This window comes from Nostoc sp. C117 (assembly GCF_043099735.1).
GTDB lineage: Bacteria > Cyanobacteriota > Cyanobacteriia > Cyanobacteriales > Nostocaceae > Nostoc.
Window position 1 is genome coordinate 1,796,452 of sequence record NZ_CP170991.1, and the last position, 16,666, is coordinate 1,813,117.

Here is a 16,666-nt window from a genome sequence, read left to right on the forward strand (position 1 = left end):
TTAAGGTCACTAGCTTTCTCTTGAATACCTTCCTTCAAGTTACTGGCTCCTTCTTTCAGGTTACTAGCTCCTTCTTGAATTCCTTCCTTCAGGTTACTAACTCCCTTTTTAATACTTTCTGCGGCATTACTACCTCCCTTTGCCTGATGTTCTGCATGACTTTGTAGCCGAGCTACCACATTGTACTCATCTGCTCCTGGGGGAGTCTTTGATTCAATAATCCCTTCTGTTGGACCGCCGATCGCCTTCCATGCAGCAAGACCACCTATGAGTTGAGAAACATGCTCAAACCCACTAGAACGAAGTTGTTGGGCAGCTTGGGCAGTCTCTTCTTCACTGGCACCGTAAACATAAATATCACGGCTCTTATCCAGGGAAGCTCCTGCACGCTCTACCAATTCATCTATTGGCATAGGCATCGATCCCATAATGTGACCTTGATTGTAGGTATTGCGATCGCGCACATCCAGTATTGTAAAAGCTGGTTCACCCCATTCCAAACGAGATTTCAGTGTGTGAGCATCAGATTGTGCTTCTATTGGTGGCTGTGGGGGAATGATGCCGCCTACTAAATTGTTGTTCATAACTATTCCTTGCTGACGATATTAATAGCAATTTAACGAACAACACTTCTTTAATTGCTCCTTCTCTGGGATGAATATCTTCAATGTCTCTCCTCAGATATACTGGTTATTTTTTAGAATTTCTACCAATTAATCAATTGCAAATAAAGCAAGATCGGACTATGGGAAGATACAAATATTGTCTCTAATATTTAACTATTCTGACAAATTATCTACCTTTTTAATATCGGCGATCGCTAATAATAATGTTTCCTAAATTGCTTTTTTATGTTCCTTTTTAACGTTGTTCGATCATAGCAATTCATCATTACAATTTATCCATCAATCCAGTCGATCGTGAAATATTAATTAGTAGATTTTTCTATCTTTATCGCTCAATAGAGTTGTTTTGTACAATTAATTAAAAATTACCTTAGCAAGTTGGGAAAGTAATAAGCTGCAAGTAGCTTGCTGAATACCAGGGATATGAGCATTACTACAAATTAGTAATTATTTTAAATAAAAAGGTTTAAGACCCCAACCATTACATCTGGCGCCAGTTAAACTGCGGGATCTTGCTACAACCAGGGTGTCGTAGACACCCTGGTTGTAGCAAGAATTTGGAATTTTTAATTGTTAATCTGCTTATGGTCTCAAACTCAGACTTGTAGTATAGTATATGCTTAAGAGGATAACTACATGTAAATGCACGTCAAGTAAATTTTCATAGGTCTTTTTGAGGAGGACATACATCTTAGTAAGAGCCAAGTTGAGTAAGTGTTTAGAATATAGATTACCGACTCGCTTTGTAAGTCTTTATAGAAACCTAATTGTTCGGGTAGTGTCTTCCTTTATCAAGTTGTAGCGATCGCAGTTTCCTCTGGTTTTTCTCTCAGCAATTTGTGGTGATGGAAATGATCTTTAGTGGCATCTTTAAGTGTGTAAGTTTAAATTTATACTATAAAAAATCAAAATTATACCAAATTCAAACAATACTCATACAATTAATAAGCATTACGATGGCTGAAGTTTTTAGTAACTTCATGGAAAATTTATTGTAAACAAGTACTACATTAGCGATTGAGCGATTGTAATCATCACAGGTAAGCGTGAATACACTCTCAACACAAATACGTAAAGCAAAACTGGCGCAACAGCCAATTGCCCAATCAACAATAGGCAGCAAGGTAGCATTATTATGATTATGGCTCCCGATACTACTCCGAAAATTCTCATAGTCGATGACGATTTCGGCGTCCGGAATCTCGTCTACCGCTTTTTAAGTCGGAAATATCAAATAGAATCAGCAGCAGATGGTAAGACTGCTTTATCCTTGTTTGAGCAATTCAACCCGACCTTAGTGATTTTGGATTGGAATTTACCAGATGTTAACGGCTATAGTCTCTGCCAAGAAATGCAGAGTCGTACTAATGTTTTAGTGATGATACTGACTAGTAGGACTGATGAGGCTGATAAAATTAAAATCTTAGGCGCAGGTGCTGATGATTTTATGACTAAACCGTTTAGTCTTGCAGAAGTCGAACTTAGAGTAGAAGCGCTTTTGAGGCGGATACGCTACATTAACCCCTCTCCAACACAACGTATCGTCTTCAAGCAGTTAGTAATTAATCCAGAAGGTCGGGAGGTAACACTTAATGATAAACCTCTCACCTTAACAGCCCTAGAATTTAATATTTTACATTTTTTGGCAAGCCATCCTGGTCAGGCTTGGAGTCGTCCACAACTAATCCAAAAAATTTGGGGTTGTGACTACGTAGGAGATGGACGAGTCGTTGATGTGCATATTGGTCAGCTTCGCAAGAAGATGGAAATAGATGCAAGTGTACCAGAGTTTATTAAAACTGTGCGCGGCTATGGTTACAAGTTTGAAGTATCTGAAGAAAATACTAATTCATAAAATTTACCAATTTCCAAAGTAGTTGATAATAAAGAATATATTCCATGAATTAAAACTAGTGTTATCACTTACAAACTGACCGTGACACCACCACAAAATAGTTTTACAAATTTAATTTAAAAGCTTATCGGCTTAATACTGGGTAATAAGTAATTTGATGCTAACTGGTTACCAATTTTACCTACTACCCTAAATACATAAGCAACTACGTCTTCTTCGGCCAGCCTTACTTAAAACTGGAATCTAGCGTAGAAAGCTACTAACCAACCACAACAAAATAAAAGTTAGTACCGTAGAGAACTGATTCGATCCCAGAGTTATGAATGGTATTTGTGGTAACACCCAGCTAGCAATGAGACCTCCGGCAATTAAACCAATTATCAAACTGACTAGGGTGAATAAAACTGCCCGGCCAAATTTGCCTTCTTTGCGATTGAGAAAGTAAATACCGATACTTACCCCAACCACCAAGGCTAATTGTAAAATCTGAGTACCTCCTTCTGGGTAAAACAGACTAATAGCACTCAAACCAAGATACCAAGCTCCTGGTAAGAGAATATCAGTAGGAGTTGGCCGATCGAGTATTCGTTGCAGCCACGCAGGTGATTTTTCGCGAGGGGTTTGAGTTTCTTTGGGAGGCAATTGTACTCGCAACTCTGGAAAACGGATACGTTCAGGGACTTTGATTTTACCTTCCTGGCGCATCCGTAAGCGATCCATTAAAATCGCATCGTAAGCAGCTTCAATGACTTCTAGATGCTTTGAGTCGCCACTATACTGCTCAAATAGGCGATTACGAGCATCCTGAATTTCATCGAAGGTAGCCTCTTCTGATACCCCAAGTTTTTCGTAGGGATTTTGATCGCTCATGGGAGTTTGTTACTTCAGCCTCAGTCAGCGGCAGTCTTTTGTCGAAGAAAAAACAGTTTTAGCTTTAATATGGATCGAAACATTGGTTTCGATCTATAGTCTATGCTCTACCAGGATAGTAGCACGGGTTTAGTTTGATTGACTTTGACATTTTAGACTATAGTCACTTTAACATATCACCATAACTCCGTGTATACCCTCATGTCGTTGCTTAGTTCTGGCTCTAATCTAGAATTTGAACTGATAGTACCTAAAACAGATGCTTTTTATGAAAAAATTAACTTTACTGTTTCAGATTTGGCAACTTACTGTGCCCTAAAAGAGTTTTTTTAATTATACTAATGATCGCTTGTGGTGTAGCTTTGCGTCTCGATTTATTAAAATTGAAACGTTTTAAATTACCACCTAACTGGGATAAAAAAGTACTCCAGTCCTACAAATTGCTCCGGTTAAGGTCAGAACGTTTGTTTGGTAGACATAAAATTGACAGTTACAAGACCTGCACTCCATGCAGGGCTAAGCTACTGGCCAACAGAAGTTTCCCGTTCTCATCTCCCACAATCCTGATTACAGTATTAAATATTTGAATTATCAGGATTTTCATGCCGTAGCTATGTAGATTCTTAACATTAGTCCCAAAGTGGAAACTGTGTTTTTACGTAACTTTTCTGTTAATCTTACGAATTTTTGTGCAAAGTGATGGTCATGGCTCCTGCCAAGATTCTTGTAGTTGACGACGACCCTGCGGTTCGGAATCTAATCCAACGCTTCTTGATGAAGCAGAACTATCAGGTGGAGGCTGCCGAAGATGGAAAGACAGCCTTAACTCTATTTGAGCAATTTAACCCTGATTTGGTGATTCTAGATGTGAATTTACCAGATGTAATTGGGTTTAACCTCTGCCAAGAGATGCAAAGTCGTAATGGTGTTTTTGTTTTGATGCTGACTAGCCGTGCTGACGAAGCTGACAAAATTCGCGGCTTTTCTAAAGGCGCTGATGACTATCTCACTAAGCCTTTTGGGCTGGGAGAGCTAGAAGTCAGAGTGGGAGCGATTTTGAGACGTCAGAGAGTCATAACTACTGCTGAGCAAAAACGCTTAGTATTTGAAAAGCTGATGATCGATCCAGTGCGACGGGAGGTGGCATTTAATAACCAACCAATACCCTTAACTGCTCTGGAATTTGACTTGTTGCATTTTTTAGCCAGTCATCCAGGTCGAGTTTGGCGGCGTGCAGAACTAATTCAAGAGGTCTGGGACTATGAATATGTGGGCGATCAGCGAGTTGTAGATGTACATATAGGTCAAATTCGGAAGAAGATTGAAATTGATGCTAGTCAGCCAGCATTAATTCAAACTGTACGCGGTGTAGGGTATAAATTTGAATCTCCTGCTCACTCCCAGCAATTGGAAGCCAAGTCCTGAGTTTATACTCTAAAATTTTTTAACTTTTGACCGAAACAATTTTGGATTATAGATTTTGGATGAAATTTATTTCGGTTTCACAGCCATCGGGAGGAACTTGCTACAGGGTAAAGATACTTGAGCAAACTCGTTTAACGTTCGTAGGGTAGCACAGCTAACTGTGCTACCCTACGTGTTTTGCATTTACATCACGAAGAGAAGCCGTAGATACAACTAAGACTTACGTAAGTGTCATATTTTTTTGTCGCCGTTGTCAAAAGTCCATGACAAAAAAGATATGTGACACTCCGTAAGTCCTAAAGAATTAACCAACGCTCAGCTAAAATAGTCAAGTTTTGCTTCAATTCTAAATTTTTGGCTATTACCAGATAATTTTAGGGATATAAGAAATTAATCTCCTGAGTTTCTTTGCTCGAGTACTTTGTACGTAAGTGAGGTAAAAAATGCAAAACTCAAAATCATAATAAAGAAAAGAGTTTCTAACTCCTGCTGACGCTTTTTACGAGACGCTAAAAGTGAACGCAGACTCGCTACAGCTGCGCTATCCTGCATCAAAACACGTAACTTTGTACTTCACGCAAAATAAAACTGCTCTATAGTCTGATCCTAGACGATCGCCTTGGGTCGCAATCAATGCTATTGATGGGGCATGGGGCACGATTTACCGTGCCCACATTAGGGCATATGCCACAATAAAGCGCTTCATACCAGTACCTATGGGGTGTCTAGTAGATTAGCTGTTGTTTGTGAATCGATGCAGGGTATTTCTACTTATGAGTGGTGAAACAAAGTTTCTAGATAAACTCGGGCAGCACGGCGATCGCTATCTCCATTTTGAAGTAGAAACAATGATAGCGCCGCCGTTAATACTCTGTTTTCATCCCAATCAGGATGCGTTTCTAAGTAGTTTTTTAAGGATTCGTGGAGCGTTTCGGGAATTTCTGTAAAGATGCTAACCGTTGCTTTCATGAGATTTTCCTCCTATGAGGACAATCAAAAGGGACAAGTCGCTTGCGGTAAAGCAGCCTAAAGCTACCTCACACGCTCTTTTGGCAGCCCGATAATCTACGCCAACATCTTAGGTAATATATTTTACACATTTGATGTCAACGGTTAACGGATTACAAAAGCAAGCCGCATCATTGTGCGCCAAGAGGGGGTAGGTTTGTCAATGCTGCGAAATGTAAAAAACGGTGGTATAAAAAATAAATACGAACGAAATAATCAGTTTTCTAGCCAACTTTTTGTTACTTTACTTTACAAAAACTCAGTCCCAGAAGTTTCTTGCCACTGTTAATTAACAATCCCCAGTAAAACGGCAACAGCCTATTAGCTCGTAGTTCACCTGTGGAAAACTTGAAAAATCTCTGTGGAAACCCTGTGGAATTAGTGAGGAAAATTGCAACCAATGATAAGAATTACAAAAATGTCATGTTTTGTTGATATTTGAACTGATGAAATTAGCTTCGCAATCCCAGTTTTCCTTGTGGTTACCCTCAACACATCGCCAGGTATGGATTTTGGCGATTACGTAGATTTCTCTTGGAAGTTGGTACTAGCTTTACCCTGTTTTACGTGCCGATCTTTTTTGTGAATGAAGTTGGTTTATCTATAACCTCCTTCTGCATAGCCTTGGGTATGCCTCAATTTCCGGCATTCTAGGGCAGATTGTGGGTGTTTATTTGGGTGATTCTGGGGAACTGGGAACACCGCCAAACTTTGTTGCTAGCCAAGGCGATTCTGAGACACACAGCAACCCTGTGGTTTTAGTTGAAAAACATTGGGAATATTGACGGTTGTGATTGTTTCCCATAGCCGATCTTTTGGTTCTAAGTAAGGTAGCTTAGCTATGCCGCCTGACTTATTTTTTCCTCCTATCGGCGACGTTCTTGGAGCTTACGATACACCGACTTTAAATCAACTTGATGGTGAGCTAGGGCAACCAAAGTATGATATAGCAAATCAGCCACTTCACCAGCGATCGCCTCTGCTTCATCATCTTTAAACGCCATTATCACCTCAGCGGTTTCCTCACCGATCTTTTTCAAAATTTTGTTATCGCCATCTGCTAATAATTTGCAGGTATAAGAACTTTCAATCGGACGATCGCGGCGATCGCAGATTATTTGAAACAATTGTGACAATGTATCCCCTGGTGGAGGTACTATTTTCCCATCTGTTTGATGAAAGCAACTCCGTTCTCCTGTGTGGCAAGCAACATCTCCTAATTGCTCTACCCCAATGAGCAAGGCATCACTATCACAGTCATAACGGATACTCTGCACTTTTTGAATATGCCCAGAAGTCGCCCCCTTGTGCCATAACTCTTGACGAGAACGACTCCAAAACCAAGTTTCTTGAGTTTCTAAAGTCTTTTGTAACGACTCCTGATTCATCCACGCCATCATTAGGACAGTACCATCCAAATAGTCTTGGACAATTGCAGGCACTAGACCTCGTTCATCGTAGCGAATTTCCTTGATAGGGATGGAGTAATGCAGTGAATGCGAATCGTTAGAATACATACCAGCTAATCTGCTTTAATGAGAATGATTCATGGATTCACGATACCATTCTCAATAGGGTAGCTAGCATATTTTTTGAAATCGAACTATTTTATCTACTTCTAAACAAAAGCATTCCCTTCCATATTGGACCTTCATAACATATTGTTATTTTTTTGGTCGATCTAATTTTATACGATAGAAATTCTAAGCAGCTTTTGACCCTATTCTAAGATAGAGCTTTTTATTGCCCACTGTTAGGAGAGAACTTTGGTAAATACCACAATTAAAACAACAAAATCACAAGAAATCTTTGCCGCCGCTCAAAACCTCATGCCAGGAGGAGTCAGTTCTCCAGTTCGTGCTTTTAAATCTGTAGGCGGACAACCCATCGTTTTCGATCGCGTTAAAGATGCGTATATTTGGGATGTAGATGGCAACCAATACATTGACTATGTAGGCACCTGGGGACCAGCCATTTGCGGTCATGCTCATCCGGAAGTCATCGCCGCGTTGCATGAAGCTTTGGAAAAAGGTACCAGTTTCGGTGCCCCTTCAGCACTAGAAAATGTGTTGGCAGAAATGGTCATCGATGCGGTTCCTAGCATCGAAATGGTAAGATTTGTTAACTCTGGAACCGAAGCCTGTATGGGAGTTTTGCGGGTGATGCGGGCTTTCACCAACCGAGACAAAATCATCAAGTTTGAAGGCTGCTACCACGGACACGCTGATTCATTTTTAGTGAAGGCGGGTTCTGGTGTGGCTACACTTGGTTTGCCAGACTCGCCAGGAGTTCCTAAATCGGCAACTAGCGGCACTCTAACGGCTCCTTACAATGACCTAGAAGCCGTCAAAGCCTTATTTGAAGAAAACCGCGACGAGATTGCTGGTGTCATTCTGGAGCCAGTTGTTGGCAATGCTGGATTTATTGCGCCTGATGCTGGTTTCTTAGAAGGATTACGGGAACTTACCCAGGAGCATGGAGCATTATTGGTGTTTGACGAAGTGATGACCGGCTTCCGCATTGCTTACGGTGGCGCTCAGGAAAAATTTGGTGTCACTCCCGATTTAACGACTTTGGGCAAGGTTATTGGTGGTGGTTTGCCAGTAGGAGCCTATGGCGGTCGTCGGGATATCATGTCATTGGTTGCCCCCGCTGGTCCGGTATATCAAGCAGGGACTCTTTCAGGTAATCCTCTGGCGATGACTGCTGGTATTAAGACTTTGGAATTATTGCAAAAGCCCGGTACTTACGAGTATCTTGACCGGATTACGAAGAAGCTAGGAGATGGTTTGCTAAAAGTAGCTAAAGAAACTGGTCATGCCGTTTGCGGTGGTCAAATTAGCGCCATGTTCGGCTTATTTTTTACCTCTGGTCCAGTTCACAACTATGAAGATGCGAAAAAGTCTGATACAGCCAAATTCGGACGCTTCCATCGGGGTATGTTAGAACGCGGTATTTACTTAGCACCTTCTCAGTTTGAAGCTGGGTTTACGTCTTTGGCTCACACCGAAGAAGATATTGACCAGACTTTGGCAGTTGCACGGGATGTAATGTCGAGCCTGTAATATTATGTCCGATTGAATACTTATCATTTAGACTGACGCGGGGAGACGGGGACGCGTAGACACGGGGAATTTTTTTGATCGGTGATTAGGCGGACATAAATATCAGCTGTTAAGGAATTTCTAGATAAAAAAGTATCTAAGCGAAATTCTTGAACAAGCTAATAATCATTCAAATTGCATCCCCGCGTCTTTGCGTCTCCCACTCTCCGCGTCTTTGCGTCTTTGTGAGGCTAAGGATTATGCAACTTCAAGGCGGATTAGTTTATTTCTCTGCAACCCAGGCACCATGAAACCCATAAGGCACTCGCTGGGGAATTATCACCCGCGCTAGAGGTTCAGCCGCTACATCTTGGGCATTTACTACTACCAATTCGGAAATATCTGAACCCTCATCGTGGACGAAAGTCATCAGCCAACCATCATCCTCAGCGGTTGCACCAGGACGGGGCGCAAAAACGGCTTCACCGCCATAGCGTCCTTGTCCAAATTGATGAGTTTCAGACTTTCCACTGCTGAAGTCGTATTTGATGATGCCTTCAAATAAAGGTAGGGGACTGTTTGCTGCTTTGTTAGTGTAGCCATATCGGTTTTGTCGCCCCAATAGGTTTTCGTTGACGCGAGGAAATTCTGAAGGTACATCATCCAACATTTCTTCGCGCACTGTCCCAGTGCTGAGGTTAAATCGCCAGCGATGCAGACGGGGAATATTTCCTTGTGGGTCGGGTTGCGAATCATCTGAACTCAAAACACTGGTAGAAGTCATACGACAAGCAATCAGCACTACTTCGTCTCCTTCTTCATAGGCGTTGAGGGTATGGAAGACGTAGCAAGGGGGACTTTCAAACCAGCGAATATTACTGTTGTCTCCGTGACGTGGTAAAATACCAAAGCGACTGGGGCGATCGCGCTCAAACATCATTACTGGTTCTCCCCGTTGCGCTCTTTCTGGATTGATAGTCAACGGCAAATCCATAAAAATAGTGTATTTTTCAGTGATGGCGAAGTCATGCATCATCACCCCCATTGGCAAATCAATTGGCACTGTCCACAATAGTTTGCCTTCTGCTGAAACCACACTATATTGCAGGTACGGTGGCGCGAAGAAAGAGTAGCCAAAGAAGATCATTTCCCCTGTAACCGGGTCTACCTTGGGATGGGCTGTGAAGGCAGAAACTAGTTTGCCATTGTAGGTATACTCGCCAATAGTATCTAATTCAGGAAGCTTGATAGCATGAGGATTACCTCCCTCATTCAGCGCCAACATCTGACCAGCGTGCCACACTAAGGCAGTGTTGCCAGTATTTTTGTAAGCACTGTGAAGATTATCCATTTGCGGTGGTTCTAACAACCCCGTCCAAATAGCTTTACCCGCTTCTCGTTCCTTTTTCCATCCGGCTGTCTGGACGTAGCGGTTACGATAAGTAGCTACGCCGTTGCTAATTCGCACACCATGCAACATCCCATCGCCGTCAAACCAGTGATATTGACCGATGGGTGTCCATTGAGGGTTAGGTCCATTCCGCACAAACATCCCCGATAAGTCAGGGGGTAATTCACCAATGACTGACAATTTGTCGGTGGTGATTTCTTGATGAATTGGAGCAAAATTGCCATCAAGATACGGATTGACTGCTGCTATTGTTACCATTATTTTGATTTATGAGAGTTAGAGAATTTGGTAATGTGATGAATGTGGGTTTTCCTAACTAATCACATTAATTACCGTCTTCAACCAATCAATATAAATCTGTTCTCTCCGAATTACCAACTCCAGCACGAGCCTTTGCATTACCTGCTCGCGGTTAGCCGACTCATCACCCAGGGGTGGTAAATCAATGGTTTCACATTCGGTAAGCTTTTCGTTTCGAGCTGCCAATTGCTGCTCTAGCAAATGAATAATGCTTTCATTGGGCAATTGATCTGCAAAATGCAACTGAACAAGCATTGGTTCTCGTACAGTCGGTAAGGGCTGGTGAGTACCAAGCCATTGAACTAATTCGGCTTTTCCTGGCTCGGTTACAGTGTAAACTTTTCGATTGGGGCGATCGTGCTGAATCTGAATCGTACAGGTAATATAGCCTTGCTCAACTAGCTTATCGAGGGTTCTATAAATTTGTGCCTGGTCGGCTGGCCACAAATGGGCAATACATCGATCAAAGCAGCTAGTTTTGAGATCGTAACCCGTCATTTCTTGCTGCTGAAGAAGACCCAGGATTACATGTGCTAGGGACATGAAGACGATTTTTCCATAATTGATGTTTGCTTGACAGCTTCTATCTATGTACTTGCTATAATTTTATGCTATTATATGATTAATCAAATATAAGACGTAACTACTATAAAAAGATATGTTAATTGTAGTGCGTCGTCAAGAAACCGATATGTTAACTGAGGTTGATATATACCAAAGCAGAAATTATTTAAGCTATTGAAGACTATCGTAACGAGAGGATGGGGAAAATTGACTTCTAACACACTTTTACAACGAATACGTCAACATCAATATCTGCGTGATTTACGAAACAAATTACTATACCTTCACAAGATGTTGCTGGAAACAGAACGTATCGCCTACGAACAAGTTAGCGGACGGGTATCCAGTGGAGAATTACTGCAACTTGTGATTGCTCATGAGCAATTTGCTTGGCTACATCGGATTTCTGAGATTGTTGTGCAAATCGATGAAATGCTCACATCAGATGAGCCAATATCGCTGGATGATTTGGAAAAGTTGATTACCGATGTCCGCACTTTAATCGTGCCGTTAGAGACAGGTAATACCTTTGAAAGAAAGTATTATAATGCGCTTCAGAGCGAACCTGGTGCTGTATTGGCACATGCGGAGATATCAAAGCTTCTCATGTCTAATGTCCAGTAATTTAAGGGTATGCAGTAATTGAAAAAGGGATTGGGGACTGGGGACTGGGGACTGGGAAAATTTGGGTAATGGATTCAGACCTAAACCTTGTTTTGTTCGTGCAGCGTCTCTCTCGTAGAGAAGAAAACTCTTCCTAGTTCCCAGTCCCTAGTCCCAGTCCCTAATCCCCATTCCTTTGCGAGTTGCTCCGCCCAAGTCGGAGAATCCTGGCGCGACCCGTTGAAGCATAAAGTTTACAAGGAATACCATTTTGGATTTTGGATTCAAGAAAAATCTAAAATCTAAAATCCAATGGTTCCTAAAGATATCGCTGTAATAGACCAATGATAATTTCTGGTACTTCCAAATGAGGTAATATTCCTGCATCTGCGATCGCCTGAAAATGTTGAATCGCATTTTTGTTTGAATTTGCCAAGCGTTGTCCTAATTTAATGTTAGTAAATTGTGCCTTTTCTCCCCAAAAAATCACTGTGGGAGTCGTTAGTTGTTGAATATATAAACTCAAGTCAAAATAAAGGTCACCTCGCAAAAAAGCTAAAGCGGCAAACTTGGCATTGGGTTGTTGTGCAGAAGTTAAATAAGCCTCAACCATTTCTTGGGATACTCGTTGTGATTTGGCGAAGAGAAAACCTTGTAAAAAGTTTCGGACGGCAATTTCATTTTTAGCACCAAGAATATAAATAAAATCGTCTAACAGAGGCGTATTAATTACCGAAAGTGGAAGTCTACGTCCAGCACCTTGTCCATAGTCATCAAATCCAGAAGGAGACACCAAAAATAATCTTTGGAATAGATTGGGTTGGTTAATGGCTAAGCGAATAACAAAAGCCGCTGTCAGGGACGACGCGACTACTGTCACTGGCTGTTGACAAGTTTGAATGATAAACTCGGCGATCGTGGTGAGATAATCCCTAATTTGATAATCCCGAACTGGATGAGCCGATTCTCCCCAACCGATTAAATCGGGGGCTAAAATTTGGTAATTCGAGGCAAAAGCTGGATAAACTTTAGACCATTCATATGCAGATGCACCACCACCAAAGTTATGTAGAAACAAAAGTGGGGGTAAATTTTTAGTATCAGCGATAGCCCAAGGTGCATTAGTTTGGGTATAGTAAACTATTGCTCCCAAGGATGTATAGATGACTTTATGTCCAAAACCAGGAGGTTGAAACTTAAGCATAAAATTAAAAAAGTTAATTTAATGGAAAAATTAATTTTGAATTTTCAATTGTTAATCTTGCTTTTGGTTACTATCTCCTGTAATTTGAACAAGTTGATGGAGGTTATCACCGCTGATGTTATAGGCTGCCCCAAAACCCACTACAAAACGACCTTCATTAGGAGTTAACTGGAAAATCCGAAAGTCAGCCAAGCCTCGCAAAACCTCTATAATTTGACCAAATCGCCCTTGAAATTGCTCAACAATTTGATTCCACTTATCTGTTTCACGCTCTATCAAAGTTGCGGTACAATCAAAACTTAAACGGCTACGGGCAAAAATTTGGTTACTCTTAATTTCATCCTCGATAAACAAAACACTAATATGAGGATTGGCATAGAGATTTTTGGTATGAGTCGAAAGACCACTAACGTAAATGTAGATATTTTTGGAATTATCCATCACAAAAGGAGCATAGCTAGCATTGGGTATTCCCTGGGCGCTAACGGTGCTAATGATTATACTTTCAAATTTTTCAGGAAACTTTTCGTACTCAGCTTGAATGTTTTCCAGTTCACTCATAAGTAAATTACTATTTAATAAATAACAATTAATTTTGTATTCTAACGTGGTTGAGGGATTACGCGTGGAATGCCAAAGATTTGCCTTAATTGTAGCTATTCCCAAAGTTCTAGGGGCAATTTATCAATTGCCCCTAGCTCAAATGCTAAAAATAGTTGTAAAACATCCTTTAACTTATTAAACAAGGTTCTTGAGTTAGATTATCTCTGGTTCTAGACTTACTCGCAGAACCTAGAGCAACATTGCCCCAGCGCATTACAGTTGCAGCAGCGTTAGACACTGAACCAATAGAGTATACAAGAACCAAATCGTTTTCCTGAATCTTGCCTAATTGTGCGCCGTGGTAAAGATTAGCGATGGGGAGCATTGGCCCAATGTTGGCATATTGAGGGTAAAGGTCGATGGTTCGTTCTTGCTGGATGCCGAGTGCTTCGATACAGAGGCGGGAATACCAGGCAGTGGGTGTATTAAAAGCAAAAAATTTAATTTCATCTAGAGTAACACCAGCCGTAGCGATCGCCCCCAAGCAGCACTCACGCAAATAATCTACAGCAGTATCGCTCAGTACTTTGTTAGTGTGCTTGGCTGCTCGGATTAACATCCTTACCTTACCCTCAGCATCCGCAGTAAACTCATTATAGAACGTGTCACAAGTTGCACACGTATTCACAATTTTCGTACTAATAATTCCTTGATTTTCTTTGAGTGCCCCAACCACAAAAGCTCCAGCACCATCACCGAAAAACCATGAAAGCGTATCATTTTCATCAGTAAAGCGAGAGTAAGTGCAAGAAACTACCACAAGCACATTGCGATACTCTCCAGTTCGCACCAACGCAGTAGCATTTTGCAGGGCAACTAAAGCATTAGAACAAGTTGAATCAAGATTCCAAGCGGCACCGCGCAGACCGAGTTGAGCAGCTAGGAAAGCCGCATTACCAGGTAGAATATTTTCCGGCCAAAGTGAAGCAACAATCATCAAATCTACCTCTTCCGGAAACAGCTTTGCCGCTGCCAAAGCGTCCCTAGCTGCGCCATATTCTAGCGTCAGCGATGACTCACCTACACCCAATATTCTGCGCTCAACAGTACCACGGAAAGGGTCTTTGAGATACGGTGACATTTCCAGTTCAAACTCATTACTGGGAGTAGAATTACCAGGCGAAAATACTTTTGATAGACTTTTTTGCTCAGCTGTTGCAACTAAATCGGGATAATTATTTCGCCAATAATCATTAGTGCGAACAACACTAGGAAAATTGACTGCAATTGAGCGAATTCCTACTGGTGGATATATCATAATAAATTTCCGGAAAAATTGAGTGGGGAGTGAGGGACACGGGGGAAAAACCAATGACAAATGACCAATGCCCAAAATATTACTTTCCATGAGAAATAAGACTGTTAATCCTACTACCAATGGGTGCTGGACGAGTCGGATCGATAATCACATCAACAACAAATGGGATACTCAAGGTTAGTGCTTTTTCTAAAGCCGCTTCTAGATCGCACTCCTTATTTACACGAATACCATCGGCTCCCATAGCACGAGCAATCATCACAAAATCTAGGCTGGGAATCTTTGCATCGACACCGTGAAATCCCTCCATATTCATACCTTGGTCGCACATGTTGTAACGTGCATCATTAAGTACAATCCAGACAGCAGGAATTTTGTGTTTAACAGCGGTACTAATTTCGTTGTTCATCAGCATGGCACCATCACCGAGAATGGCCACAGCTTTACGATTTCGGGCCAGTGCGGCACCTAAAATACCCGTACCAGCATGTCCCATTGAACCAAATCCAGTACTTACTCGATAACGTCCTGGTGCAGTAAATCGCAGCATATTTGTTCCCCAAGCAAAGGAGTTACCAGCCTCGGTCATGATGATTGCATCGCTTTTTTCGACAATTACCCTTTGAATGGCATCCATCAAAAATTCAGGGCGTACCAAACCCTCAATATGGGGCTTGATTACTTCGCGTTCAGGATGGGGTAGGGGTAACACTGGTGAAGAACGAGAGATTTCTGGAAAATACTTCAGTATAGACCTGACAAAAGCTCCAATATCAGACTGAACGGAGAATGTCTCTGCATATGGATAAGCCGCTCCCGGTACTTCTGGGTCGATATCCACATGAACAAACCCCCGTGAAGGAACCATAATTGGGTTCCAAAATGAAGTAAATTCACCTAATTTAGTTCCTAAAACCAGTACGCGCAAAGGACACTGTTCCTGCATATATCTGAGAACAGAATTTTGTCCGCCGAAGCCAGTCACACCGACAAACTGAGGATGATCTTCAGGGAATATACCTTTACCACGAGCTGATGACATCACAGCGGCTCCGGTTCTCTCAGCAAGTTGGCGGATTTCTAAAGCTGCATCTCTAGCACCGAAACCAACCCAAATGGCAAACGGCGCTTCACATAGCAGTTGTAAACATTTGCTGACAGTATCTTCCCCAGCAGTCACCAGAGTTGGTGCGAAATTCACATGGGGTAATGGTGTTGTTAACAAACTTGTCTGGATGGTTCTGGGAATACTAATATGGGCGACAAAGCCACCTAATTTTCCTATACCTAATGCCAGCCTACGAGTAATTTCTGGGAGTTCCGAGTTGCATTCAACAGTGGTCGCATAATGAAATAATGTGCCTGAAGTAAAAATCCCTGTATTAGACATTGTGTAGTGACTCGTTTCTTGAAAAGCCCAGCGTCCGCGCTGCGTTGCAGAGGTGCAAGGGGATACGAAAATAACTTTTGCTCCTTCCCAACGAGCAGCAAACAGCCCAGTCAAGGCATTAGTAATACCTGGTCCGGTTGTGCTAAACACTACAACGGGATGTCCGCTAGCAAAGTATGATTCAATAGCTGCGAATGCAGCTCCGGCTTCATGACGAAATTGCAGTACCTTGATTGAGCTTTGCTCTAGGCTAGCGATAAAGGGTGTGATTCCGCCTCCGAACAGACCAAAAGCATAGCGGACTCCCAAATTTTCCAGGGTCTTTACTAAAGCTGCTGCAACAGTTAAATCGCTTGTTTGTTCAACTGATAATCGATTCGATTGGATAGCAGTATTTCTCTGCAACAGCTCCAATAAATTTAAGGTTTTTGTAATTGTTTCTAGGTTCACGATCGCCTTTTTTAATTCTACAAAAATTGGATGAACTTGAGAGTATGAGTAAGAT

At 41.7% G+C, this 16,666-nt stretch carries 14 protein-coding genes and 1 pseudogene; 5 read left to right on the plus strand and 10 right to left on the minus strand.

The window, feature by feature from the left end; translation table 11 throughout:
• Window positions 1-137 precede the first annotated feature (137 nt).
• A pseudogene (locus ACFG4S_RS08560) lies at window positions 138-584 on the minus strand (rhodanese-like domain-containing protein); the annotation flags it as partial.
• Between the two features lie 1,177 nt (window positions 585-1,761).
• Here ACFG4S_RS08560 and ACFG4S_RS08565 point away from each other — a divergent pair.
• On the plus strand, window positions 1,762-2,481 hold the full coding sequence (locus tag ACFG4S_RS08565; RefSeq protein ID WP_392534387.1) for a response regulator transcription factor: 720 nt from the start codon (window positions 1,762-1,764) through the stop codon (window positions 2,479-2,481).
• 243 nt (window positions 2,482-2,724) lie between these two features.
• Here the strand turns inward: ACFG4S_RS08565 and ACFG4S_RS08570 are convergent, their stop codons facing one another.
• The gene (locus ACFG4S_RS08570) at window positions 2,725-3,351 is read right to left on the minus strand and encodes a CPP1-like family protein (RefSeq protein WP_392534388.1); all 627 of its coding nucleotides are present in this window, start codon (window positions 3,349-3,351) and stop codon (window positions 2,725-2,727) included.
• A gap of 705 nt (window positions 3,352-4,056) precedes the next feature.
• On the opposite strand from ACFG4S_RS08570, the gene ACFG4S_RS08575 reads away from it, so the two are divergent.
• Window positions 4,057-4,776, plus strand: coding sequence for a response regulator transcription factor (locus tag ACFG4S_RS08575; RefSeq protein ID WP_392534389.1), 720 nt, complete (start codon window positions 4,057-4,059; stop codon window positions 4,774-4,776).
• Between the two features lie 771 nt (window positions 4,777-5,547).
• Here the strand turns inward: ACFG4S_RS08575 and ACFG4S_RS08580 are convergent.
• A complete protein-coding gene (locus tag ACFG4S_RS08580) occupies window positions 5,548-5,745 on the minus strand; it encodes a DUF2811 domain-containing protein (RefSeq protein ID WP_392534390.1) in 198 nt (65 codons plus the stop codon).
• A gap of 701 nt (window positions 5,746-6,446) precedes the next feature.
• On the opposite strand from ACFG4S_RS08580, the gene ACFG4S_RS08585 reads away from it, so the two are divergent.
• A complete protein-coding gene (locus ACFG4S_RS08585) occupies window positions 6,447-6,569 on the plus strand; it encodes a hypothetical protein (protein ID WP_392534391.1) in 123 nt (40 codons plus the stop codon).
• A gap of 81 nt (window positions 6,570-6,650) precedes the next feature.
• Here the strand turns inward: ACFG4S_RS08585 and hisIE are convergent, their stop codons facing one another.
• Window positions 6,651-7,301 (minus strand): bifunctional phosphoribosyl-AMP cyclohydrolase/phosphoribosyl-ATP diphosphatase HisIE, encoded by a 651-nt coding sequence (gene hisIE / locus ACFG4S_RS08590; RefSeq protein ID WP_392534392.1) that lies wholly within the window; start codon window positions 7,299-7,301, stop codon window positions 6,651-6,653.
• Window positions 7,302-7,550: 249 nt separating this feature from the next.
• Between hisIE and hemL the strand changes: the two genes are divergently transcribed.
• A complete protein-coding gene (gene hemL, locus ACFG4S_RS08595) occupies window positions 7,551-8,849 on the plus strand; it encodes a glutamate-1-semialdehyde 2,1-aminomutase (protein WP_392534393.1) in 1,299 nt (432 codons plus the stop codon).
• A gap of 262 nt (window positions 8,850-9,111) precedes the next feature.
• On the opposite strand, the gene ACFG4S_RS08600 is transcribed toward hemL, so the two are convergent.
• Both ACFG4S_RS08600 and ACFG4S_RS08605 read right to left on the minus strand, forming a co-directional pair.
• A complete protein-coding gene (locus tag ACFG4S_RS08600) occupies window positions 9,112-10,497 on the minus strand; it encodes a carotenoid oxygenase family protein (protein WP_392534394.1) in 1,386 nt (461 codons plus the stop codon).
• 54 nt (window positions 10,498-10,551) lie between these two features.
• On the minus strand, window positions 10,552-11,082 hold the full coding sequence (locus ACFG4S_RS08605) for a PadR family transcriptional regulator (protein WP_392534395.1): 531 nt from the start codon (window positions 11,080-11,082) through the stop codon (window positions 10,552-10,554).
• Between the two features lie 228 nt (window positions 11,083-11,310).
• Between ACFG4S_RS08605 and ACFG4S_RS08610 the strand changes: the two genes are divergently transcribed.
• Window positions 11,311-11,727 carry a hypothetical protein gene (locus ACFG4S_RS08610; protein ID WP_392534396.1) on the plus strand — a complete coding sequence of 139 codons (417 nt, stop codon included), beginning with the start codon at window positions 11,311-11,313 and terminating at the stop codon, window positions 11,725-11,727.
• 298 nt (window positions 11,728-12,025) lie between these two features.
• Here the strand turns inward: ACFG4S_RS08610 and ACFG4S_RS08615 are convergent, their stop codons facing one another.
• From ACFG4S_RS08615 to ACFG4S_RS08630, 4 genes are all read right to left on the minus strand, one after another.
• Window positions 12,026-12,910 carry an alpha/beta fold hydrolase gene (locus ACFG4S_RS08615; protein ID WP_392534397.1) on the minus strand — a complete coding sequence of 295 codons (885 nt, stop codon included), beginning with the start codon at window positions 12,908-12,910 and terminating at the stop codon, window positions 12,026-12,028.
• A 51-nt stretch (window positions 12,911-12,961) separates the two neighbouring features.
• Entirely contained in the window at window positions 12,962-13,471 is a 510-nt protein-coding gene (locus ACFG4S_RS08620) for a HugZ family protein (protein WP_392534398.1), read from the minus strand.
• Window positions 13,472-13,640: 169 nt separating this feature from the next.
• Complete coding sequence (locus tag ACFG4S_RS08625) at window positions 13,641-14,771, minus strand: 3-oxoacyl-ACP synthase III family protein (RefSeq protein WP_392534399.1); 1,131 nt, start codon at window positions 14,769-14,771, stop codon at window positions 13,641-13,643.
• 79 nt (window positions 14,772-14,850) lie between these two features.
• Window positions 14,851-16,611 (minus strand): ScyA-related TPP-binding enzyme, encoded by a 1,761-nt coding sequence (locus ACFG4S_RS08630; protein ID WP_392534400.1) that lies wholly within the window; start codon window positions 16,609-16,611, stop codon window positions 14,851-14,853.
• Between the last annotated feature and the right edge of the window lie 55 nt (window positions 16,612-16,666).